At 67.8% G+C, this 20,993-nt stretch carries 22 protein-coding genes; 12 read left to right on the forward strand and 10 right to left on the reverse strand.

What is annotated here, in order from left to right; translation table 11 throughout:
- The first annotated feature begins 2 nt into the window (after positions 1–2).
- From QN239_RS16750 to QN239_RS16760, 3 genes are all read left to right on the forward strand, one after another.
- Positions 3–1,115 carry a glycosyltransferase gene (locus QN239_RS16750; protein ID WP_499012049.1) on the forward strand — a complete coding sequence of 371 codons (1,113 nt, stop codon included), beginning with the start codon at positions 3–5 and terminating at the stop codon, positions 1,113–1,115.
- Between the two features lie 46 nt (positions 1,116–1,161).
- On the forward strand, positions 1,162–1,830 hold the full coding sequence (locus tag QN239_RS16755; RefSeq protein WP_499016822.1) for a YoaK family protein: 669 nt from the start codon (positions 1,162–1,164) through the stop codon (positions 1,828–1,830).
- 71 nt (positions 1,831–1,901) lie between these two features.
- Entirely contained in the window at positions 1,902–2,243 is a 342-nt protein-coding gene (locus tag QN239_RS16760; protein WP_499012050.1) for a hypothetical protein, read from the forward strand.
- Here QN239_RS16760 and QN239_RS16765 read toward each other — a convergent pair.
- Both QN239_RS16765 and QN239_RS16770 read right to left on the reverse strand, forming a co-directional pair.
- On the reverse strand, positions 2,153–2,749 hold the full coding sequence (locus QN239_RS16765) for a winged helix-turn-helix domain-containing protein (RefSeq protein WP_499012052.1): 597 nt from the start codon (positions 2,747–2,749) through the stop codon (positions 2,153–2,155). The two genes, QN239_RS16760 and QN239_RS16765, sit on opposite strands and share 91 nt — an antisense overlap.
- 61 nt (positions 2,750–2,810) lie before the next feature.
- On the reverse strand, positions 2,811–3,566 hold the full coding sequence (locus QN239_RS16770) for a MetQ/NlpA family ABC transporter substrate-binding protein (RefSeq protein ID WP_499012053.1): 756 nt from the start codon (positions 3,564–3,566) through the stop codon (positions 2,811–2,813).
- A 173-nt stretch (positions 3,567–3,739) separates the two neighbouring features.
- On the opposite strand from QN239_RS16770, the gene QN239_RS16775 reads away from it, so the two are divergent.
- The 3 genes from QN239_RS16775 (at position 3,740) to QN239_RS16785 (ending at position 7,096) form a co-directional block, all read left to right on the forward strand.
- A complete protein-coding gene (locus QN239_RS16775) occupies positions 3,740–5,179 on the forward strand; it encodes an APC family permease (RefSeq protein WP_499012055.1) in 1,440 nt (479 codons plus the stop codon).
- Positions 5,176–6,504 (forward strand): glutamine synthetase family protein, encoded by a 1,329-nt coding sequence (locus QN239_RS16780; RefSeq protein WP_499012057.1) that lies wholly within the window; start codon positions 5,176–5,178, stop codon positions 6,502–6,504. The genes QN239_RS16775 and QN239_RS16780 overlap by 4 nt, the downstream gene beginning before the upstream one ends.
- Before the next feature lie 175 nt (positions 6,505–6,679).
- Entirely contained in the window at positions 6,680–7,096 is a 417-nt protein-coding gene (locus tag QN239_RS16785) for a hypothetical protein (protein WP_235632982.1), read from the forward strand.
- 27 nt (positions 7,097–7,123) lie between these two features.
- On the opposite strand, the gene QN239_RS16790 is transcribed toward QN239_RS16785, so the two are convergent.
- Positions 7,124–7,549, reverse strand: a complete 426-nt coding sequence (locus tag QN239_RS16790) for a DUF6188 family protein (protein WP_187095653.1) — start codon at positions 7,547–7,549, stop codon at positions 7,124–7,126.
- A gap of 4 nt (positions 7,550–7,553) precedes the next feature.
- Positions 7,554–8,006, reverse strand: a complete 453-nt coding sequence (locus QN239_RS16795) for an acyl-CoA thioesterase (RefSeq protein WP_499012059.1) — start codon at positions 8,004–8,006, stop codon at positions 7,554–7,556.
- Positions 8,007–8,053: 47 nt separating this feature from the next.
- Between QN239_RS16795 and QN239_RS16800 the strand changes: the two genes are divergently transcribed.
- Positions 8,054–9,037 (forward strand): threonine ammonia-lyase, encoded by a 984-nt coding sequence (locus tag QN239_RS16800; RefSeq protein WP_499012060.1) that lies wholly within the window; start codon positions 8,054–8,056, stop codon positions 9,035–9,037.
- A gap of 365 nt (positions 9,038–9,402) precedes the next feature.
- Here the strand turns inward: QN239_RS16800 and QN239_RS16805 are convergent, their stop codons facing one another.
- Positions 9,403–10,860: a peptide MFS transporter gene (locus tag QN239_RS16805; RefSeq protein ID WP_499012062.1), complete on the reverse strand. Its 1,458-nt coding sequence runs from the start codon at positions 10,858–10,860 to the stop codon at positions 9,403–9,405.
- A 263-nt stretch (positions 10,861–11,123) separates the two neighbouring features.
- Here QN239_RS16805 and QN239_RS16810 point away from each other — a divergent pair, with 263 nt between their 5' ends.
- Positions 11,124–12,377, forward strand: a complete 1,254-nt coding sequence (locus QN239_RS16810) for a DUF7159 family protein (protein WP_499012064.1) — start codon at positions 11,124–11,126, stop codon at positions 12,375–12,377.
- A gap of 146 nt (positions 12,378–12,523) precedes the next feature.
- Positions 12,524–13,252 (forward strand): L,D-transpeptidase, encoded by a 729-nt coding sequence (locus tag QN239_RS16815; RefSeq protein ID WP_499012066.1) that lies wholly within the window; start codon positions 12,524–12,526, stop codon positions 13,250–13,252.
- Here the strand turns inward: QN239_RS16815 and QN239_RS16820 are convergent.
- From QN239_RS16820 to QN239_RS16830, 3 genes are all read right to left on the reverse strand, one after another.
- Positions 13,243–13,920: a sterol desaturase family protein gene (locus tag QN239_RS16820; protein WP_499012067.1), complete on the reverse strand. Its 678-nt coding sequence runs from the start codon at positions 13,918–13,920 to the stop codon at positions 13,243–13,245. The two genes, QN239_RS16815 and QN239_RS16820, sit on opposite strands and share 10 nt — an antisense overlap.
- Positions 13,917–14,648: a FadR/GntR family transcriptional regulator gene (locus tag QN239_RS16825; RefSeq protein ID WP_499012068.1), complete on the reverse strand. Its 732-nt coding sequence runs from the start codon at positions 14,646–14,648 to the stop codon at positions 13,917–13,919. Before QN239_RS16825 ends, QN239_RS16820 begins: the two co-directional genes overlap by 4 nt.
- A gap of 96 nt (positions 14,649–14,744) precedes the next feature.
- The gene (locus tag QN239_RS16830) at positions 14,745–15,479 is read right to left on the reverse strand and encodes a helix-turn-helix domain-containing protein (RefSeq protein WP_499016824.1); all 735 of its coding nucleotides are present in this window, start codon (positions 15,477–15,479) and stop codon (positions 14,745–14,747) included.
- A 128-nt stretch (positions 15,480–15,607) separates the two neighbouring features.
- Between QN239_RS16830 and QN239_RS16835 the strand changes: the two genes are divergently transcribed.
- On the forward strand, positions 15,608–15,952 hold the full coding sequence (locus QN239_RS16835; RefSeq protein ID WP_499012070.1) for a hypothetical protein: 345 nt from the start codon (positions 15,608–15,610) through the stop codon (positions 15,950–15,952).
- Between the two features lie 27 nt (positions 15,953–15,979).
- Entirely contained in the window at positions 15,980–16,840 is an 861-nt protein-coding gene (locus QN239_RS16840) for an alpha/beta fold hydrolase (RefSeq protein ID WP_499012071.1), read from the forward strand.
- A gap of 3 nt (positions 16,841–16,843) precedes the next feature.
- Here QN239_RS16840 and QN239_RS16845 read toward each other — a convergent pair whose 3' ends face one another.
- Complete coding sequence (locus QN239_RS16845; RefSeq protein ID WP_499012072.1) at positions 16,844–18,100, reverse strand: cytochrome P450; 1,257 nt, start codon at positions 18,098–18,100, stop codon at positions 16,844–16,846.
- Positions 18,101–18,322: 222 nt separating this feature from the next.
- On the opposite strand from QN239_RS16845, the gene QN239_RS16850 reads away from it, so the two are divergent.
- Positions 18,323–18,757, forward strand: coding sequence for a hypothetical protein (locus tag QN239_RS16850; protein ID WP_499012074.1), 435 nt, complete (start codon positions 18,323–18,325; stop codon positions 18,755–18,757).
- On the opposite strand, the gene QN239_RS16855 is transcribed toward QN239_RS16850, so the two are convergent.
- Positions 18,747–20,993, reverse strand: coding sequence for a molybdopterin-dependent oxidoreductase (locus QN239_RS16855; RefSeq protein ID WP_499012076.1), 2,247 nt, complete (start codon positions 20,991–20,993; stop codon positions 18,747–18,749). The genes QN239_RS16850 and QN239_RS16855 overlap by 11 nt on opposite strands.

Below are 20,993 nucleotides of genomic sequence, written 5' to 3' on the forward strand. Positions count from 1 at the left end.
ACATGCGGGTTGTCCAGGTCGCGAACTTCTACGGTCCACGGTCGGGGGGCCTGCGCACCGCGGTGGACAGGCTCGGTGCCGAATACTGCGCGGCCGGCCACGAGGTCTTCCTCGTCGTCCCGGGTTCGCGCCGCGACCGGCAGGTGCTGGCGTCGGGAGTGGTGCGGCTCTCCCTACCTGCGGCGCTCATTCCGTTCACCGGCGGCTACCGCGCGGTGCTGCCCGGTCCGGTGACCGCACTGTTGGAGGAACTGACCCCGGATGCGCTGGAGGTGTCCGACCGGCTCACCCTGCGCTCGCTCGGACCGTGGGGTAGGCGGCACGGCGTCGCGACAGTGATGATTTCCCACGAACGGCTCGATCGCCTTGTCGGGCAAGTTCTTCCGAGCGGTGCGGCCCGCGGGGTGGCCGACTTCGCCAACCGTCGCACCGCGTCGAACTACGACGCCGTGGTGTGTACCACCGGATTCGCCCGCGCGGAGTTCGACCGGATCGGCGCCCGCAATGTCGTCACCGTCCCGCTCGGCGTCGACCTCGAGCAGTTCCATCCGCGCCGGCGCAGTGAGCAGGTGCGCAGCCGGTGGGCGGCGCCGCAGCAGACCCTGTTGGTGCACTGCGGCAGGCTGTCGGTGGAGAAGCATGCCCACCGAAGTATCGATACGCTTGCGGCACTGTGTGATTCAGGACTGGACGCGAGGCTGGTGGTGGTGGGCGAGGGTCCGCTGCGAGCCCGGCTGCAACGCCAGGCGGCGGGATTGCCGGTCGACTTCACCGGGTACATCGGTTGCCGGGACACGGTGGCGGGCATCTTGGCGTCCGCCGACGTCGCACTGGCGCCAGGCCCGCACGAGACCTTCGGGCTCGCCGCGCTGGAGGCGTTGGCGTGTGGGACCCCGGCGGTGGTGTCGCGGACGTCGGCACTGGCCGAGATCCTCACCGACGAAAGCGGTGCCACCGCGGACAACGATCCGCATGCCCTCGCCGACGCGGTGGCCACCGTCATCAGCCGCCCGGAACTGCTGCGCCGGCACAGCGCGCGGCGCCGCGCCGAACAGTTCACCTGGCCGCGTTCGGCCGCGGGGATGCTCGACGCGCTGGGCGCGGCCGGCGGGTAGTTTTACCGCCATGTCACCCGGCGGGCAGGAGCGCAGCGACCCGGGAATCGATGACACCGCACGTACCCGCACCCTGTGGTTCGCGCTGCTGCTCACCGTGACGAACGGGTTCATGGACGCGCACACCTACTCCGTCCGCGGGCACGTGTTCGCCAACGTGCAGACCGGCAATGTGATCTTCTTTGCACTCGACATATCGCAACGGCACGTCGCCGAGGCGATGGCCCACGTGTGGCCGATCCTGGCGTTCATCACCGGAGTGTCGGTGGCGGCGCAGATCAAGTCCGGCCGCGCCGAACGCCACCTTCCGCATCCGCTGCGCTGGACGATGGGCGTCCAGGTGCTGGCGCTGGTGATCATCGGCTTCGTGCCGTCGTCGGTGCCGCACAGCTATGTCACCGTCCCCATCTCCTTCCTGGCCGCCGTGCAGATCGGGTTGTTCCGCAATATCGGCGACCTGGCCTACCTCCCGGTGGCCACCACCGGAAACCTGATGCGGTTCGTCGAGGCCGGCTATGACGGACTGGTCGACCACAAGCCCGGCGCCCTGAAGGCCTGGGGCATTTATGCGGCGCTGATCGGCGCATTCGCCGCGGGTGCGGTCCTGGGTGCGCTGCTCAGCCGGGCCTGGGAGGTGCACGCCATCTGGGTGGCCGCCGGGATTCTCGCCGTCACGCTGGTGCTGTTCATTGTCGATCGCGATGCCTGGCAGTGACATACGATCCAGCTGTGAGACGTCGCGCTGCGTGTGTTCTGCCGCTCCTGGTCGGCGCGGGGGTGTGCGGTGTGGGCACTGCAGCCGCTGCGCCGGCTCAACCGGGTTGCGCCTATACGCTCGCGCAGCCGGTGGTGACCCAGGTGTCGGGCACCCCCATGGTGACCACCACGGTCACCGTCGCGGCCTGTCGCCAGAGCAACGCAATGTTGCAGGTGGCGTGCCTGGAACTCAAGGGTGCCGGCGCGGCGCCGCTGTGTGTGTCCAGCGAGGGCCCCGCCGCGGCCCAGGTCTTCTTCGCGCCGTACCGGCCCGGCGCGACCTACGTGGCCAGCGGCCGCGGATGCGCGGTGGCGGGCAGTCCCACGGTTTCGGTGTGCAATGCCGTCGGGCCGGTGACCGTCACGTTGTGATGCGGGAGATCCGGCAGGTCGGCCGGCTCCCACCGGTATCCGGATCCGCGGACGGTCCGCAGCGCCCGGGCGTAGCCGCCGAGTTTGGTGCGCAGCCGGCGGACATGGGTGTCCACCGTGCGGGCCGATACCTGCGGGTCCCGCCATACCTGCGCCATGAGTTCGCCGCGCGAAACGGGCTGTCCGTGCCGCTCGGCCAGATGCCGCAGCAGCTCGAACTCCCTGCGGGTCAGCCGTAGCCGAACGCCGCCGACCCAGGCGTCATTGCGTCCGATGACCAGACCGGCCGGGGGTGTGACCGTGGTGGGCGGACTGGACCGGGCGGTGCTGATCTCGGCGGGGCGCACCCGCACTCCTGGTACCGATCGCGCGATGATCCGGCCGTACTCGTCGGCCAGCTGCGCCGTGCGCATCGGAAGTTCGACGAAACCGCCGGGCACCTCGAAGGTCAGCACCACCCGCACCGTGCCCACACCCTCGGGCGACGGGGAGGCAGCTTGGTACATCGTGCCAATGTGTCCGCCGGCGTGGTGATCGCGCCAGGGTTCGGCTCGCCATGTTCCCAACTCAGAACGCGGCGATCACCTGGCCGGCATAGGCCGTCGTGATGAAGTCCCGGGTGGAGGCGCTGTTCAGGGCCGCCGCGAGCACCTGGATATCGGGGTGCCGCGCGCCGTCGGCCGCCGCAACCAGGTACTCGGCGTAGGCCGGGTTGGCGCGGTCACAGTGCAGGGCGGTGGTGGTGTCGACATTCGATTCCATCGCCTGGTTCCCGAACAGGAACACCACATCGAAATCGTCGCGCGCGGAGGGCAGCGTCCAGCTGGTCAGCTCCTTGAACACCAGGCCCAGCGGGTTGGCGCGCACATCGGCGACCGAGGCCAGCGCACCCGGGCGGTCCGCGCACTCGATCAGACCCAGGCCGTCCAGCATCCGCAGGGACCGGTCGGCGTTGACGGGATCGGACGGCAGCGCCACCTCGGCGTACTCGGCCACCTCGGCGACAGCGTCGAATCGCGAGGAGTACAGGCCGAACGGCTCGATATGTACCGGGACCACCGGCACCAGCGCGCTGCCGGTGCGCTGGTTGAACTCCTCGAGGAACGGCAGGTACTGAAAGTAGTTGGCGTGCAACCGTCCTGCCGCCAACCAGTCGTTGGGCTCGTCGAAGGAATCGAACACGGCGACCTGGAGGTCGATCCCGTGGCCGGCGAGTTCGGAACGGACGTTCTCCAGGATCTCGGCGTGCGGCACCGGGGTGGCACCCACCCGCAGCGGTCGCAGACCCTTGGTGGCCAACGACCGCACCGAACTCGTCGACATGTCCGGCAACACTACTGATGCCGCCGCCGTTCGCAATGTGGCACCCGGGCACGTGATTGTGTCCGATTGTTACGGCCTTTGACGCACGCTGACCACAGCCGTGGCCGCGGCGAAAGACCCCGCCTACGGTCCGGTCAACGAATATCGAAGACCTCACGAAAGCACGGTCACGCATGTCCGAAATCACCGCGGTACCCGACGATCTCACCGGACCGGCGCCGTCGGCCCGCAAACTGCGCGGCAATCTGGGCGTGGCTTCCATCGTGTTCATGGTGGTCGCCGCGGCAGCCCCGCTCGGCGTCGTCGGCGGCGTCTTTCCGCTGGGGATCGCCAACGGCAACGGAGCCGGGTTCCCGGCGACTTTCATCGTGTCGACGGTCATCCTGCTGCTGTTCGCGGTCGGCTTCACCGCACTGACCCCGTTCGTCGAGGAGGCCGGTGCCTTCTTCTCCTATATCCGCCAGTCCCTTGGCTTCTCGATCGGCATCGGCTTCGGCTTCCTGGCCTTGGTCAGCTATGTCGCCCTGGAGGCCGGGGTATACGGTCTGCTCGGGCCGGCCGGGGGCGGCGTCGTCACGCTGTTCGGCGGACCCGAGATCCCGTGGTGGGTCATCGCGGCGGTCGCGTTCGCGGTGACGACCTACCTCGGGTACCGCAACATCGAGCTGTCCAGCCGGGTGCTGGGCGTGTTGCTGACGGCCGAGATCGCCATCATCCTCATCCTCGACCTGGTCATCGTCGTGCGTGGCGGCGGCGACCACGGGCTTTCCGCCGGCGTGTTCACGCCGTCGACGGTGTTCTCCGGATCGCTCGGAATCGGGCTGCTGTTCGCCATGCTCAGTTACATCGGCTTCGAGGCCACCGCGATCTTCCGCGATGAGGCGAAGGACCCGGAACGCACCATTCCCCGCGCCACCTACGCTGCGCTCATCCTCATCGGCGCCTTCTACGCCGTCACCAGCTGGGCACTGATCTCGGCGTGGGGTGACAGCCAGGCTGTCGCCAAGGCGACGGACTCCGGTGGCACGTTCCTGTCCGATATCGCGCAGACCTACATCCGCACCGCCGGTAACGACGTCATCACCGTCCTCTATTTCACCAGCCTGTTCGCCTGCATCCTGGCGTTCCACAACGTGGCGTCGCGCTACGTGTTCGCGCTCTCGCAGCACCGCGTGCTGCCGCAGTCGCTCGGCGTTGCGCACGCCGCGCACGGGTCACCGCACAAGGCGTCGCTGTGGATCTCGGGTGTCGTCGCGATCAGCATCGCGGCGGCCGTGCTGTTCCAGCTCGATCCGATCACGCAGTTCTACACATGGTTCGCGGCGGCGACCACGGTCGGTTTCGTGGTGCTGCTGATCGCCACCAGCGTGGCGGTCCTGGTGTTCTTCGCCCGGGACCGCCGCGGCTACTCCCAGTGGCGGGTGCGCATCGCGCCCGCAATCGGCCTGGTCGGACTGGTGGGCACGCTGGTGTTGATCCTGACGAACCTGGAGGGGCTGGCCACCTCGAATGCGCTGGGCTGGGGCATCGTCGGACTGCTGGCGGTGTCGTTCCTCGTCGGCGCGGTGGTGGGCCGTCGGGTCGGCGACCCGGTCGAGGTCGTGCCGTCGTGACCCGCACCGTCGAGGCCCCCGCCGAACGAGAACTGTTGCGCCGGCTCGCCGACGGGTCGCTGCGTGAGATCGAGGTGGCCTGGAGCGACCCGTTCGGGCACGCCCAGGGCAAGCGGATCCCGGCGGCGCAGTTCCTGCACCGTGCCCACGGCAACGGGTTCGCGTTCTGCGAGGCATCGCTGGGCTGGAACGCCGACGGCACCGTCATCGACGGCCTGCGGCTGACCAATTGGGACGGCGGTTATCCGGATGTGTTCGCGGTGCCCGACCTCGCCACCTTCCGCCCGGTGCCGTGGCGGCCCGGGGTGGGTCACGTGATCTCCGACATCGTCAGCCATGACCGGTCGCCGTCGCTGCTGGATCCCCGTGCCGTCCTGCGCCGGGTGCTCGACCGGCTGTCCGGGCTGGGCTACACCGCCAAGGTAGGCGTGGAATTCGAGTTCTACCTGCTCAACGCGGACGGTTCCACCTACCAGGACGATATCCACGCCTATTCGCTGGAGAACGCCAACGCGCTGGATCCGGTGCTGGCCGACCTCTACGACGTCCTCGGTGCCTTCACCCGTTTGGAGGGTATCCAGACCGAGTACGGGCCAGGACAGGTGGAGACCAATCTGGTCTACACCGACGCGCTGGAGGCCGCCGATGACAGCGCCCGGCTCAAATACGCGGCCAAGGAGGTGGCCCGTAAGCACGGCAAACTGGCCAGTTTCATGGCCAAACCGTTCGCCGAGCACTCGGGAAGCTCTGCGCATCTGCACATCTCGCTGTGGCGAGACGGCGAGCCCGCCTTCGCCGCGGTGAACGGGGCGGAGAACGACCTCGCCCTGCACGCGATCGCCGGCCTGCTGGAACACCTTCCGTCGATCACCTTGTTCGGCGCGCACTCGGTGAATGCGTATCGCCGTTTCGTTCCCGACTCATTCGCCCCGGCGACGGTCACCTGGAGTCGCGACAACCGCAGCGCCGCAGTGCGTTCGCTGATCGAAGCCGACCCAGCGGCGACCCGCATCGAGCTTCGGACCGGGTCCGCGGATGCCAATCCGTACTGGTTGGTGGCCGCCGCGCTGGCGGCCGTCGTCGCCGGGATCGAGGCGGGTCGGCCGCCGGCCGCGGCCGAAACCGGCAACCTCTACGGCTCGGGCACCCCACTGCCCGATTCGCTTGCCGTGGCGGTCGCGCTGGCGACCCGCGATGACACCATCACCGAGATCCTCGGGGCGGATTCGGTCGCCGATTTCGCCGCCATCGCCCACAGCGAGTGGCTGGCGTACGCGAGCCAGGTCACCGATTGGGAGCGCAAGCGCTACCTGGCGACGTCATGACGTCGCGGCCGCCTGCCAGCGGATACTTCTGAGCGGGTAACACCGCCCCGGCGACCGCCGATACCCTTGGTAGGAATGGCGGCCGATCGGCAGTGACCTGCTCCGCCTTCGATCTGCCTGTCGCCGGTGTGCCGCCTTCCTGGAACGGTGCACGCAACACGGTGGGGAGAGCACGGTGAAGGTAGCAAAGATCGTGGCGAGCGCCATGATCGTCAGCAGCCTGGGATTGGGAGGCGCCACCCTCGGGGGTGCGGTGGCGTCGGCGCAACCCGGGAACGGAAATGGCAACGGACACGGAAATGGGCACGGCAATGACTGCCGTCCATGGTGCAACGGACCGGGGTTCGACAATCACTGGGACAAGGGCGTGTGGTGGGCCAACAACCGCCACGACTGGTGGGACGACCGCCAGGGCCCGCCGCCCTGGGGCTGGGGCCCGCCGCCCGCGTTCCAGTGGAACGGCGGTCCGCTCCCGCAGACTGTGAACTACTGGGGCTACCAGGCGAACCCGGTATGGGACAACGGGTTCCATCAATGGGGGATCTGGCTGTTCGGGTTGTGGATCCCGATCTTCGGGGTGGGTTTCAACTGAGCCGGACGCGGGATAGGTGAGAACACCTCATCCCGCTCCGGGTGCAGCAGTCTCCGATTCGGGGAGGTCGTGGCGGACCACCCGAACGCGCCCGTGCGGCAGGCATGCGGCATAGCCGTGGTACTTGCCGTACAACTCCCATGAGGTGTGCTGGTCGTCGCTGCGGACATCGATACCCTGCCCACCGGAGAACCGCAGGTGCAGGCTGCCGTCGTCGTCCCATTCGGCGTGCGTACAGGTGGTGCCGGCGAAGTCGAAGAGCGGCTTCTGTTCCCGCCGCACCGCCATCGGGTCGATCGGGAACACTTCACGCGTTTCCCCCGCGATCGGGGGCACCGTCAGCTCCATCGGCGCGGAGATGACGAGTTCGTTGTAATGATCCAGGTTGAGCACCAGACCGTCGCGGAACATGATCCGCTGCAGGACGTGTCCCTGGATCCACTGTTCGGTCATCTTCTCACTGTGAGCGCGTGGCCGCCCGCGCACAAGAGGCCAGGGATGTGCGGAACCCGTCGGGGATGGGGCGCTTGGTCCAGTCGTCGGTCGACACCACGACGTAGGTGTTGCGGCCGTGCACCGCGGCATGTTCGGCCTCGCCGGCCCCGCGGCGCAAAACGGTGAATGCGAGGGTGAAACTGGTGGTGCCGATCTGCTCGCACTCCACGGTGATCCGCACCGAGTCGCGCCAGCGCACCGAGGCCAGGTAGTCGATCTCGCTGTGCACCACTTTGAAATCGAAGCCTGCGGCCATCAGTTCCTCGTAGTGCACCGGTAGCCGGTCCAGGAACGCCGTGCACGCCTCGTCGAACCAGGTCAGATAGTGGCCGTTGAACACCACACCCTGCTGGTCGACCTCCGCATAGCGGGGCACGATCGGAAACGAGAACGGCCGGTCGGTCGGTGAACTCACCCGCTCACCTTGCCTGAGGCGATGACGCCATGGAAGCGTGGACGCCGATGACTACCCCCACCCTTGTGACACTCGAGGACATCCGCGCCGCGGCACGGCGGTTATACGGCGGCATCGTGCGCACACCGCTGGTCCCCGCACAGTGGGGCGACCCCGACCGTCCGTTGTGGATCAAGCCGGAGAGTCTGCAGGTGATCGGTGCCTTCAAGGTGCGGGGTGCCCTCAACGCCGTCGGTCGTATCGACGAGTCGGTCCGGTCGCGCGGTGTGGTGGCATATTCGAGCGGCAACCATGCACAGGCCGTGGCCTATGCTGCCGCGACTTTCGGGATCACCGCGCAGATCGTGATGCCTCGGGAGACGCCGGATATCAAGGTTCGCAAGACCCGTGCGTACGGCGCCGAGGTGGTGTTGTGCGGTGCGGGACAACGGGAGACGGTGGCCGCCGAACTCGTCGAGCGCACCGGGGCGACGCTCGTCCCGCCGTTCGACCACCCCGATGTCATCGCCGGGCAGGGCACCATCGGTCTGGAGATCGCCGAGGATCTGCCCGATGTCGCCAATGTGCTCGTCCCGGTCAGCGGGGGTGGCCTTGCCTCGGGGATCGGTACGGCGGTCAAAGCGCTGTGCCCGCGGGCGCAGATCTTCGGTGTCGAGCCCGAACTCGCCGCGGACACCGCGGCCGGCCTGCAGGCCGGGCACCGCGTGTCGATGCCGGTGGCCGACCGGAACCGCACCATCGCCGACGGATTGCGGTCGGAACCTTCGGCGCTGACCTTCGCGCATCTGCAACAGGTGCTGTCTGGGGTGCTCACCGTGACCGAGGACGAAATCCGTTCGGCGGTCCGGGAGTTGACGTTCAAGGCGCAGCTGGTCAGTGAGCCGAGCGGCGCGGTCGCGCTCGCTGCCTACCGTCGGCACCCCTTACCGCCGGGACCCACGGTGATCATCCTGTCCGGAGGCAATGTCGAGCCGGCGTTGCTGCGGGATATCCTGTTCGATCAGTCAGCCGCCGAAGACCAACGGCACTGACACGTCGCAGCCCCGCTGCAGGCAATGCGTCCATGCATCTTGTGCGGCAACCGCTTTCAGTCGGCGTCGGGTACCGGTCCAGCCACATGAACAGCACGCTGTGGAGTGTCCGATCCCGCGTCGGCACACCGTGGTCAATCCGTGCGCGTGCATGTCGACGGTCGGGTCGTGAAGCAGGGATATGCTCATCGGCACCTCCTTGGGCCGGACGGGATCCGTGACTCGATTCTCCCGCAGCGCCGCGCCGAAACCGTTCTGTGCGAGGTCACGAGTTCGCAGAGATCAGGTGGAGTAGCCGTTACCGTCTGGGGCGAGCGAAGCGACGGGGGATCCTGTGGGGCGAGCGAAGCGACGGGGGATACGCCTCAGTGCACGCCGTCCATCTGCCGGCTGATCCACGGCGACACGCTGAACACGACGACCCCGACGACGATCGCCACGATGCCGAGGATCCCGAAGTAGGCCACTTCGCGAGACGGGTCGTAGTACTTGGCCAGCACTCCCGACATCGAGGTGCCCAGTCCGACGGAGAAGAAATACAGCGCCATCATCTGTGCGCGGAACGCATCCGGTGCCAGCTTGGTGGTGACCGACAACCCGATCGGGGACAGTAGCAGCTCGGACACTGCGAACACCCCCAGGATCACGGCGATCAGCAGGGCGGGTACCGCCTCGACACCGGCCAGCGGGACGAAACACAGGAATGCCACACCCATGCCGATGACGCCGTAGCTGAACTTGCGTGGCGTGGTCGGCGCACGGTTGCCCAGTTTGGTCCACAGCACCGCGAACACCGGCGACAGCACGATGATCCACACGGGTTCGATCGAGCCGATCCAGTTCGACGGTGCCGTCCATCCGAAGATCGACCAGTTCATCCGCTCGTCGGAGTACACCGCGAGCACTGTGAAGATCTGTTGGAACAGCGACCAGAACACCGCGTTGGCGATGAAGAGCGGGATGAACGACCGCACCCGCACCTTTTCCGGTCCGGTCACCTTGGCGCTGGTGAGCATGATGGCGAAATAGGCGCCCGAGGCCACGACGATCACACCGGTGGTGATCTGAGACAGGTTGGCAAGCGTCACCAGTTTCAGCGCGACCGCCGCGGCGACGACGACGATGACGGCCACAAAGACCCCGGCGGTCTTTCCGATGGCGTTGCGGGGCAATGGGTTCGGGACATGCCGGCCGTGTCCATCGAGATTGCGGCGGAACACCACGTACTGTGTCAGACCCAGCGCCATCCCGATGGCGGCGGCGCCGAAGCCGTAGTGGAAGCCGATCCTGGTCTGCAGCAGTCCGGTGATCAGCGGGCCGGCGAACGCACCGAGGTTGATGCCGAGGTAGAACAGCGTGAACCCGCCGTCGGCGCGGGCATCGCCCTTCTCGTAGAGCGTGCCCAGCAGTGATGACGCATTCGCTTTCAACGCCCCGGAACCCAGCGCGACCAGAACCAGGCCCGCGCCGACACCGCTCAGCCCCGGCAGCACCGCCAGTGCGATGTGACCCAGCATCACGACGACCCCGCCGTAGAAGACGGTGCGTTCCATCCCCAGCAGGCGGTCGGCGATCCAGCCGCCGAGCACCGTCGACAGATAGACCAGCCCGCCGTACGCGCCGACCATGCCGGTGGCGGTGGCCTTTGACAGGCCCAAGCCGCCTTCTGCGGCTGTGTAGTAGAGGTAGTAGCCGAGGATGGTGAGCATCCCGTAGAACGAGAACCGCTCCCACAACTCGACGCCGAACAGATTCGTCAGCCCGATCGGGTGCCCGAAGATGGTTCGGGTGCCCGGCGCCTGAAGTTCTCGCTGTCCCGTCATGTCGTCACCCTGCCACGCGCGGTGTCGCCGGCACTGCCGTTCGGCCACGTGTGTCGCTCGGCGGCATTCGCCGGGCAAAGGACCGACTGGGTGCTGATAATCGCAGAGGTGGTTGCGGGCAAACGCGCACTCGGGAGCGATCGGGTTTGGGCTGGGCCGAAGGCGGGCCGCGGAGGTAGTCTCAGCCCGATAACGAGACGATGACAGCATCGCCTCGGCGCGGTCGCCTTGCTCTGTGGCCGTCTCGGTCCGAAGGGGTACATGTGGACGCGGTGCTCGGCTTGTCGATGACACCTACGTCACTGGGTCTGGTGGTCGTGGGTGGGGATGACGCACTCGAGGACGGTGCCGCCAGGGATGCGTTCTCGCTGAGTGTCGACGGCTCGACGGACGTACGGGAAGCCACCGAACAGGTGACGGCGGCCGTCGAGGCGATCTCGGCGGCGCGCGGTCACCGGCTCAAGTCCATCGGTGTGACCTGGAGCGATGAGGCCGGGGCCGACGCATCCATGCTGATGGACTCGTTGAGTGAGAGCGGATTCGGCAATGTGGTGCCCGTCCGCCTGCCCGAAGCCACCGAGGCGCTGGCCCGCGGCACGGCCGAGGTGATCGGCTACCGGACCACCGCGGTGTGCGTCGTCGAGCCCGACACCGTGATCGCGCTGATCGTGCACACCGGCGACGGCGCTGTGCAGACGGCGGTCAATCACGGGATCGACAGTGACGAGTCCCTCATCCGCTGGTTGAGCACCGTTTTCACGCGCGCCGACTGGCAGCCCGAAGCTCTGGTGCTGGTGGGGTCGTCCGGTGGTTTCGAGTCGGTGCTGCCGCGCCTGGAGGACGCGCTGTCGGTGCCGGTTTTCGCGCCCGCCGAGGCGCAACTCGCGCTGGCTCGCGGTGCCGCGCTGGCCTCGTCATACAGCCTCTCGCAACCGTTCGACGAACTGGCGCTGCTGCCGGCGGGCGCCCGCCGGCACGCCGCACCCGCGCGCCGGGTATCGCCGACCGGTGCGCTGACCGGTGTGCTGGCAGCCGGTGTGCTCACTTTCGTGGTGTCGGCGTCGGTCGCGCTCGCGGTCGCGCTCTCACCCGAACAGACGGTGGCCGCACCGCGACCGGTGGCGGCGTCCGCGGAGCTGCCCAAAGCGGTGGTGCCCGAGGCTGCACCACAGGCAGTGGTGGCACCTGCCCCGCAGGCACCGCCCCCGGCGCCGGAACCGCAGGCGCCGGTCGACGTGAGCGCCGACGTGCCCGCGGCCGCTCCCGCCGATATCGCGGACACGGCGCCGCCGGCGGATGTGAACACCGCCGCCCCGATCGAGGCCGCACCGTCACAGCTGACCCCGGATGCCGCGGTTGCCGCCGCAGTGCCGCCGCAGGCGATCATTCCCGCGGCGCCGCCGCAGGTGATCGCCCCGCCCACCAAGAAGCCGCTGCTGGAGCGGATCCGTGACCGGCTTCGGATCGGCGGGGACAACGAAGCCCCGGCCCCGGTGATCCTCGCGCCGCAGGGCTGACCCGCGCGCCGCGCGCCTGGCTAACATTCGTCCCGCCGGAAACGAACTACGATGTAGTCCACTATCGCCGTTCTGGTTCGCCAGGGAGGATTGGGAGCTTGCGCAGAGTATTTCGGTATGTGCTCGTCATCGCTGGGATCGCCTTGATGGCGACAACCTCGGCCGGCGTGTCCGGTGCGGCGGTGGCCGGTACGTCCACCCACCTGGTGTCCGTCTCGCCCAAAGCTGGCGAAGTCGTCGGGGTGGCCTATCCGGTGACCCTGAGCTTCGACGGGCCCATGTCCGACCGCGACGCGGTCGAACGCGGCATCAGGTTCTCGGTGGACACTGCGGCCGAGCGTTCGCTCGCGCCGGCCAAGGTGCCCGCGGGATCCTTTGCCTGGCTGGATGATTCGACGGTGCGCTTCACGCCCAGTGACTACTGGCCGGCCCATTCGACCATCGCGATGTCGGTGGGCGGGTTCAAGACGACCTTCGAGACCGGCTCCCAGGTGGTCGGTGTCGCCGACATCAGTGCGCACACGTTCACTGTCAGCATCGACGGTCAGGTTGTCCGGGAGATGCCGGCCTCGATGGGTAAGCCCAAGCACCCCACGCCCGTCGGTACGTTCACGGCGCTGGAGAAGCAGAACCCCGTCATCATGGACTCACGCACCATCGGCATTCCGCTGAGCGATCCCGAGGGCTACAAACTCACCGTCAACTACGCCGTGCGGGTCACCTGGGGTGGCGTCTATGTGCACTCCGCGCCCTGGTCGGTGGGCTCCCAGGGTAATTCCAATGTCAGCCATGGCTGCATCAACCTGAGTCCGGACAACGCGGCCTGGTACTACAACAACGTCAGCATCGGCGACCCGATCATCATTCAGGCCTGATCCGCCACACCGTGCAGGTTCTTGGCCGTCGGTGAGGTGGCGACGGTGGCCGGGTCGGGGTAGGTGCCCAACAACCGGTCGGCGGTGCCGCTGGTGGTGACGGTGAACCAGTAGTGCTCGTTCTTGAAGTGGTGTAGCCGGTGGTTGCGCCAGATGGCGCGGTAGAGAGCGGTTTTCGGCTTGTAGTCGGTGTGGACAAGGTAGTGGCACCACTCGTAGCCCAGGCCCAGGAGCGACAGCCAGACCAGGAAGGTCAGGCCGCGGCCGAGTCCGGCGCCGGTGGCGGGGATGAGCACGACGGCGAGGATCACCACCAGCGGAAGCACCCACAGCAGCGATTGCCACGGGATGAAAACCAGTGGGATGTCCCGTGGTTCGACGTGGTGCTCGCGGTGCTTGCGCGCCAGCAGGGGATCGACGGTGATACCGGCGAGGCGACGCGGCCGCCAGTGCAGGATGACCACATGGATCGCCCACTCCAGCAACGGGAACAGCGCCAGCATCACCAACGGAACGACGGCATCGCCGATTCCCCAGTGGCCGTAAAGAATTCGTATGGTCAGCGCGGCCAGCAGGGTCGCGCAGAGGACCCACGGGGAGGGGTGTCGGACGAACTCGCGTGCGGCGCCGGTGAGGGTGGGCCCGCGCCGGGTCGGGGTGGTGGTCATGACTGAGCCCCCGCTGCCTCCAGGGCTGCCAGCGCGTCGAGCAGTGCGGTGGTGGCGGGCTCGAGGAGTTCGTGAGCGGCCCGCGCTGCCGCTTCGGTATCGCCTGCGGTGACGGCGGACGCGACGGCCCGATAGGCGTCGGGTCTGCCGACCTCGGCGGTCATCAAGGTGGCCAGTGCCGGTAGCGCGGGTTCATAGCTGGCGCGCAGGGTGTTGTACATCAACCGCAGTGCGATCGAGTCGGCTCCGTCGACGAGGTGGTCCCAGAAGGTCAGCGCGTGGCGCTGTTGTTCGACGGGATCGGATTCGGCGGTCAGGGCCGCGATGGCGTCATCGAGCAGCCCCCGCAGTTCGGGTCGGTGCCGGGACGCGGCCAGTTCGGCCACTTTCGGACCGTTGTGCAGGCGGGTCTCCAGGATGGACCGCACGACCGCCGGATCGAGTTCCCCGCCGCGCAGCAGCAGTCGGGGGAGCAGGTCCAGGCCGGCATGCTTGCGGAAGTCGCGCACCGTGGTGGCGTCGCCCTGGCGGATGTCGACCAGGCCCGCGGCGGTCAGCTGTTTGAGCGCTTCGCGCACGGCCGGCCGGGACACGCCGAGCACTTCGGCCAGGCGACGTTCACTGGGCAGCGTGTCACCTGGCTGCATCTCACCGCTGAGGACGTCGGCGATGATCTGGTCGAACACGTCCTCGGAGACCGACCGGCGGTTGATGGGCTGTAATGCCATGGCCCGAGCATCACAGGTAAGCGGTCAGAGGTCAAGTGGTAAGACCAGTCATTCGGTATCCAGAACGCCGATGTGCGGCGCACGATGAACGCGTCGTCAGTGCAGGGCTTCTGCCGTGGATTCGTCGGCGGGCAGGAATGCCTCGATGCTGAGCTCGGCGGCGGTCAGATCGAGCGCGGTGCCGAAGGTGGTCACCGTGCTCAGGAATCTCAGCACCGCACCGTCGTCACCGTCGAGTTCCAGCGGGACGACCACCCCGCCGAGATCGGGTGCGCCGGAATCACCGCCCGGATACGACTCGATCTCGGCCAACAGGGTCGCCGACTCCGCCGATCCGCTGACCGCCGCCTCGCGCCGCAACCGGCCGATGACGTGGTGGCGCCACTGGGCCAGGTTGCGGATACGCGGTGCCAGGCCGTCGGGGTGCAGCGAAATCCGGAGCGCATTGGGGTGTTCCATCAGGTGCGCCGCCACGCCCTCGAGCAGCAGTGCGGTTCCGGCGTTGACCTGCAGCACATTCCAGCCGCGATCCACCGCGAGGCAGGGAAACGGGTTGTAGGCGGCCAGAACTCGTTCGACACCGGAACGCACCGCTGACATCCCGGGATCGTCGAGGGTGCGTTCGGTGTAGACCGGCGCCAGCCCGGCCGCCAGCAGCAGCTGGTTCTGCTCACGCGCGGGCACGTCGAGTGCCGCGGCGAGTTTGAGCACCATGGACCTGCTCGGCGCCGATCGGCCCGTCTCGATGAAGCTCACGTGCCGGGCCGATACGTCGGCCTCCAGGGCGAGGTCGAGCTGGCTGAGTCGGCGGCGCTGCCGCCAGGTCCGCATCAGCGTTCCGAACGGCGGATTCTGCGCGTGGGCGGTGGTCACGACTGTCAGTGTCGGCCAACCAAGCGCGCTGCACCATTACCTGTGCGGTAATTGCCGCACTTACCTGCGGTGGTCACGCTGAGGGCATGACCGAGAAGACCGTCCCACGCTGGCTGAGGTTCGTCCTGCGATGCGATCGCGCCGGGTCGTCCTGGTACATCGGTACCGGTTTCTTCTTCGCGCCCGCGCTGGCCGTGGTGTCGCCGTGGCCGACGCTCACATCGGTGCTGTGGGTCGTCATCGCCCTGGCCGGCCTGTGGCTCGGGTTCCTCGGCATCGCGATGGCGGCCGGGCTCTCGATCGTGCTGCGCTCGGATATCGAACTCGGAGAGGACTATTGGCGCTCGATCATCGACTATCCCGACGTCGCGCCTACCCTCATCCGCCGCCACGCTGGACCGGGGCTGTCAGATCAAGTTACCGATCAGTAGGCTTGGTGGGAACAGGCGGGAGCTGGAGTGATCGAACCGAAGTTCGTCGAGATCCATGGCATGCGTCAGGCCGTGCTGGACGTGGGTGAGGGCGAGGAAGTCCTGCTGCTGATCCACGGGATGGCGGGCAGTGCCCACACCTGGCGCGCGGTGCTGCCCCAACTGGCCAAGAAGTACCGGGTCATCGCACCCGATCTGATAGGTCACGGTCAGTCGTCCAAGCCGCGCACCGACTATTCACTCGGCGCATTCGCGGTGGGGTTGCGGGATCTGCTCGACGAACTCGGGGTGGCTTCGGCGACGGTGGTCGGACATTCCCTGGGTGGCGGTGTCGCGATGCAGTTTCTCTACCAGCATCCCGAGTACTGTCGCCGGCTGGTGCTGATCAGCAGTGGGGGACTGGGCCCGGATGTGGGCTGGATCCTGCGGTTGCTGGCGGCGCCGGGGGCCGAGTTCGTGATGCCGGTGATCGCGCCCGCCCCGGTGCTGCGCGCGGGGAACGCGGCCAGGTCGTGGTTCAGTTCGATGGGACTGCGCTCGCCGCGCGGCGCCGAGATCTGGAACGCGTATTCGTCGTTCGCCGACCGCGGCACCCGGGAGGCGTTCATCCGCACCCTGCGATCGGTCGTCGACTACCGCGGCCAGTCCGTCAGTGCCTTGAATCGGTTGAACCTGCGCGAGGGACTGCCCGTCCTGGCCATCTGGGGCGAGAAGGACGACATCATCCCCGTCGATCACGCCTACTCGGCGTTGCAGGCCAGGCCCGACTGCCGGCTCGAAATTCTGCCCCATGTTGGGCATTTCGCGCAGGTGGAGGCGCCGGAGGTGGTGGTGGACCTGATCGACGAGCTCATCTCCACGACGGACCCGGCGGAATTCGAACGCTGACGCTCAGGTGCGCACCGCCTGCTTGGATGACCCCGAGTAGTCGACTTGCCAGTGTTTGATGCCGTTGAGCCAGCCCGAACGTAACCGTTCCGGCTTCGCCAGCGAGGTGAGGTCGGGCATCGCGTCGGCGATGGCGTTGAACATCAGATCGATCGTCATCCGGGCGAGGTTGGCCCCGATGCAGAAGTGGGCGCCGGTCCCGCCGAAGCCGACGTGGGGGTTCGGGTCGCGCAGGATATTGAACCGCAGCGGTTCCTCGAAAACCTCCTCGTCGAAATTGGCCGAGCGGTAGAACATCACCACCCGCTGGCCCTTTTTGATCGGCACGCCGGCCAACTCGGTGTCGACGAGTGCGGTGCGCTGGAACGAGGTGACAGGCGTTGCCCAGCGGACGATCTCGTCGGCCGCGGTACCCGGCCGGTCCCGCTTGAACAGCTCCCACTGGTCCGGGAAATCGGTGAACGCCATCATGCCCTGGGTGATCGAGTTGCGCGTCGTCTCGTTCCCGGCGACCGCGAGCAGGATGACGAAGAACCCGAACTCGTCATCGGAGAGCTTGTGCCCGTCGACATCGGCCTGGACGAGTTTGGTGACGAGGTCCTCGCCCGGACTCGCCGACCGCTCGGCGGCCATCTGCATGCCGTAGGTGATGAGCTCGACCGACGCGCTGATCGCGTCGTTGTTCGCGAACTCCGGATCCATATCGCCCACCATCTGGTTGGACCAGTGGAACAACTTCATCCGGTCCTCCTGCGGCACGCCCATCAGACCGGCGATGGCCTGCAGCGGCAGCTCACAGGACACCTGCTCGACGAAGTCGCCCTTGCCCTCGGCGGCGGCCGCGGCCACGATCTGGCGGGCCCGCTCGGCCAGGTCGGCGCGCAGTTGCTCCACCGCGCGCGGCGTGAACGCACGCGACACGATCTTGCGCAGATGGGTGTGGTGCGGGGCATCCATGTTCAGCAGGACGAACTTGCCGGTGTCGATCTGGGCCTGCACGGTGCCGTCCTTGTACCGCGGCAGGGCCGTCTTCTCCAGACTGGAGAACACATCGCTGCGCCGGGAGACCTCTTTGACGTCCTTGTGTTTGGTCACCACCCAGTAGCCGCCGTCGCCGAACCCGCCGACACCGTCGGGCTGCTCGTTCCACCAGATCGGCGCCACCCGGCGCATCTCGGCGAACTCATCGACCGGTAGCCGGTCGGCGTAGATATCGGGATCGGTGAAATCAAACCCAGGCGGCAGATTCGGGCTCGGCATCGATGCACTCCCATGGCGACGGTAGATAAAGGGTCCCCCTATCCGCATTGGACACCACGCGACGCCCCGGTGTCTCGGAGTCGGACAAGGTGGCACCCCCTGACACACGGGCATTTCCCAGCCGAATCCCCAAAGTCACAGGGGGCACAGGTGTAACAATTTCGGTACCCGGGGAGAACTACCCATAGACCAGTCCGGTCCGGCAGTGGGAAGGGGGCATCGGTGGCGATCGATGTCGAAACGAAAATACTGACCGCGCTCGTCGGTGGCGTGGCGGCACTGTTGCTGGCCGCGCCGGCCGCGGCCGATCCCACGGACGCACCGCCGCAACCGCCGGCGCCCGTCGTGGATGTGGCTGCGCCGGGCGCGTCCGTCGCGTCCGTTGATGGGGTGCCGCACCTGGCCAGCCCCGATGCCCTTCCGCCGGGTTCGACGATGGACCCGAGCGTGATGGCCGGCGCCGAATCACCGCGCGTGAGCTACCTGCGGGATCTGTGGAACGCGGTGCAGAGCCGCGAGATCAGCGGTAAGGAAGCGCTGGTGCTGGGGCTCGCGCAGCGCGGTATGGACACTCCGAACCCGGCGACGGTGCCCGGCCCGAATACGCCCGTCACCCCAGGCGACCCGGTCGCCGCGCCGGCTCCTGTCACGCCCTGACCGGTACCACGGCCTCGATCCGGGCCGGCACATGTTTGTGCCACGGTGTCCCCGCATAGGCGTCGCGCCAATCAGCCGAGGTCAGCGCGTTGGGTGCCACGCCCGGCGCCACCGCTGAGCCGTCGGCCGCGACGAAATCCAGACCGAACCCGTTGGGCAGCGCTGCATGCCCGGGCAGCATCGCGGCACTGACCTCCACCGATGCCTCCGCACTGCCGGCCGAGGTGGTGATCCTGGCCCGGTCGCCGTCGGCGAGTCCGAGTGCATCGGCGTCCTGCACGCTGATGCGCAGCGCTCCGTCGGCGTCGCGCTTGCGCCAGCCCGGGTCGCGGAAGATGTCGTTGGCGGTGAACGCACGGCGCTCGCCGGCCGACAGGACGATGGGGAACTCAGCGCTGGTCAGTGGCGACGGGCCTGACGCCAGCGCTTTCAGATCCTCGAGCAGTTCGGGGATGGTCAGCGCGATCCTGCGATCGGCGTGGCTGATCAGGTCCCAGTCGTCGGCGTACTCGTGCTCGGTGAAGGTCAGCCCGGACGGGCTGGCCAGGATCGCGGTGAACAGCGCGTTGCCGTCGGCATGGCCGGCCCGGCGCACCGCCTCGGGATAGGTGAGCGCCGCTTTCTGCGCCAGCCCCCACAGCGCGGCAGCACCGGCGAGACCGTCGGGCAGGGTGGGCCCGAGCGTTTCGTAGAGGACGTACGGCAGCACCCGGCCCAACGCCGGATTCGCCCCGACGGCGGTGAAGAACGCCTGCGCGTAGGCATCCAGTCCCTCGGTGGCCGCCCGGCGCAGCGGCTGCAGCTCGGCGTCGTCGACGACGCCCAGGGCGCGCACCAGCCGGGCCCAGATCTCCGGTTCGGGCAGCGTGCCGGGCGCCGGTTGCAGCAGCGGGTGACGAAGATGAAAGGTGTTGTGCGGGAACTCCAGATTGAAGAACGTCGCCTCGGCCTTCTCGAATTGGCTGGCGGCAGGCAGCACGTAGTGGGCCAGCCGGGCGGTCTCGGTCATCGCGACATCGACGACGACGAGCAGCTCCAGCGCGGACAGCGCGTCGCGTATCGCGGCCGAGTCGGCGACGGAATGCGCCGGGTTGCTGCTCTCGACGATCATCGCCCGGAACCTGTCGGGGTGATCGGTCAGGATCTCCTGGGCCACCACATTCGAGGGCACCAGCCCGGCGATGATCGGGGCACCGGTGACCGGGGTGCGCCCGACGCCGCCGGTGCCGAACAGCGGCGCGAACGTCGAATGAAGATGCTGCCCACCGTGTTTGCCGAAGTTGCCGGTCAGGATCCACAGCATCTTGTTGAGGTAGGAGCACAGGGTGCTGTTGGGTGCCTGCTGGATACCGAGATCCTCGAACACCGACACGCTCGACGCGGCCGCGACCCGGCGTGCCGCGGCCCGCAGCAGGTCCGCGTCGACGCCACAGCGCGTCGCGAAGTCGTCCACGGCGACTGCGCCCAGTGCCTGGCGCACCGGTTCGGTGCCGGTGACATGTTCGGCCAGAAAGGCCTCGTCGCACAGGTTTTCCTGCACCAGGACAGCGGCCAGCGCAGCCAGGCACCACGCGTCGGTACCCGGGCGCACGCGAAGGTGGAAGTCGGCGAGCTTGGCGGTATCGGTGATCACGGGGTCGATGACGATCATCGCGCGGTCCGGATCCTTGGCGATGTCCTGCAGGACGGTGCGGGCCCGCGGGAAGCTCTGTGACATCCACGGGTTCTTCCCGACGAACACCGACACTTCGGCGTGCTCGAATTCGCCTCTGGTGTGCCCGCCGTAGAGCTGGCTGTCCACCCAGAACTCGCCGGTCTTCTCCTGCGCCAGCGCATTCGACCGATACCGTGCGCCGAGCGCCTTGAGGAATGCCCCGCTGTAGGCGCCGCCCAGGTGGTTGCCCTGTCCGCCGCCGCCGTAGTAGAAGATCTTGTCCCCGCCCACGGTGTCGCGGATTCGGGCGAACCCTTCGGCGATCTCGGATATGGCCGTGTCCCAGTCGATCTCCTCGTAGCTGCCGTCGGGCCGGCGGCGCATCGGTGTGGTCAGCCGGGCCCGGTTGTTCTGATAGTGGTCCAGCCGCAGGGCCTTGTTGCACGTGTAGCCCTGCGAAGCGGGATGGGATTTGTCGCCCCGGATCTTGGACAGGGTACGGCCGTCCAGCTGCACCACGATGCCGCAGTTGCACTCACAGAGAATGCAGGCGCTGGGGTGCCACTCGGCTGTGTCGGTCAT

The organism is Mycolicibacterium sp. Y3, from assembly GCF_051188035.1.
GTDB classification, from domain to species: domain Bacteria; phylum Actinomycetota; class Actinomycetes; order Mycobacteriales; family Mycobacteriaceae; genus Mycobacterium; species Mycobacterium fluoranthenivorans.

What these genes read in the sequence shown, in the direction of transcription:
- QN239_RS16750 (WP_499012049.1), top strand. Translation starts at nt 3, where the DNA reads ATGCGGGTTGTCCAGGTCGCGAACTTCTACGGTCCACGGTCGGGGGGC.
- QN239_RS16765 (WP_499012052.1), bottom strand. Translation starts at nt 2,749, where the DNA reads ATGTACCAAGCTGCCTCCCCGTCGCCCGAGGGTGTGGGCACGGTGCGG.
- QN239_RS16770 (WP_499012053.1), bottom strand. Translation starts at nt 3,566, where the DNA reads ATGTCGACGAGTTCGGTGCGGTCGTTGGCCACCAAGGGTCTGCGACCG.
- QN239_RS16775 (WP_499012055.1), top strand. Translation starts at nt 3,740, where the DNA reads ATGTCCGAAATCACCGCGGTACCCGACGATCTCACCGGACCGGCGCCG.
- QN239_RS16790 (WP_187095653.1), bottom strand. Translation starts at nt 7,549, where the DNA reads ATGACCGAACAGTGGATCCAGGGACACGTCCTGCAGCGGATCATGTTC.
- QN239_RS16800 (WP_499012060.1), top strand. Translation starts at nt 8,054, where the DNA reads ATGACTACCCCCACCCTTGTGACACTCGAGGACATCCGCGCCGCGGCA.
- QN239_RS16805 (WP_499012062.1), bottom strand. Translation starts at nt 10,860, where the DNA reads ATGACGGGACAGCGAGAACTTCAGGCGCCGGGCACCCGAACCATCTTC.
- QN239_RS16815 (WP_499012066.1), top strand. Translation starts at nt 12,524, where the DNA reads ATGGCGACAACCTCGGCCGGCGTGTCCGGTGCGGCGGTGGCCGGTACG.
- QN239_RS16820 (WP_499012067.1), bottom strand. Translation starts at nt 13,920, where the DNA reads ATGACCACCACCCCGACCCGGCGCGGGCCCACCCTCACCGGCGCCGCA.
- QN239_RS16825 (WP_499012068.1), bottom strand. Translation starts at nt 14,648, where the DNA reads ATGGCATTACAGCCCATCAACCGCCGGTCGGTCTCCGAGGACGTGTTC.
- QN239_RS16830 (WP_499016824.1), bottom strand. Translation starts at nt 15,479, where the DNA reads ATGCGGACCTGGCGGCAGCGCCGCCGACTCAGCCAGCTCGACCTCGCC.
- QN239_RS16835 (WP_499012070.1), top strand. Translation starts at nt 15,608, where the DNA reads ATGACCGAGAAGACCGTCCCACGCTGGCTGAGGTTCGTCCTGCGATGC.
- QN239_RS16845 (WP_499012072.1), bottom strand. Translation starts at nt 18,100, where the DNA reads ATGCCGAGCCCGAATCTGCCGCCTGGGTTTGATTTCACCGATCCCGAT.
- QN239_RS16855 (WP_499012076.1), bottom strand. Translation starts at nt 20,993, where the DNA reads ATGACCGACACAGCCGAGTGGCACCCCAGCGCCTGCATTCTCTGTGAG.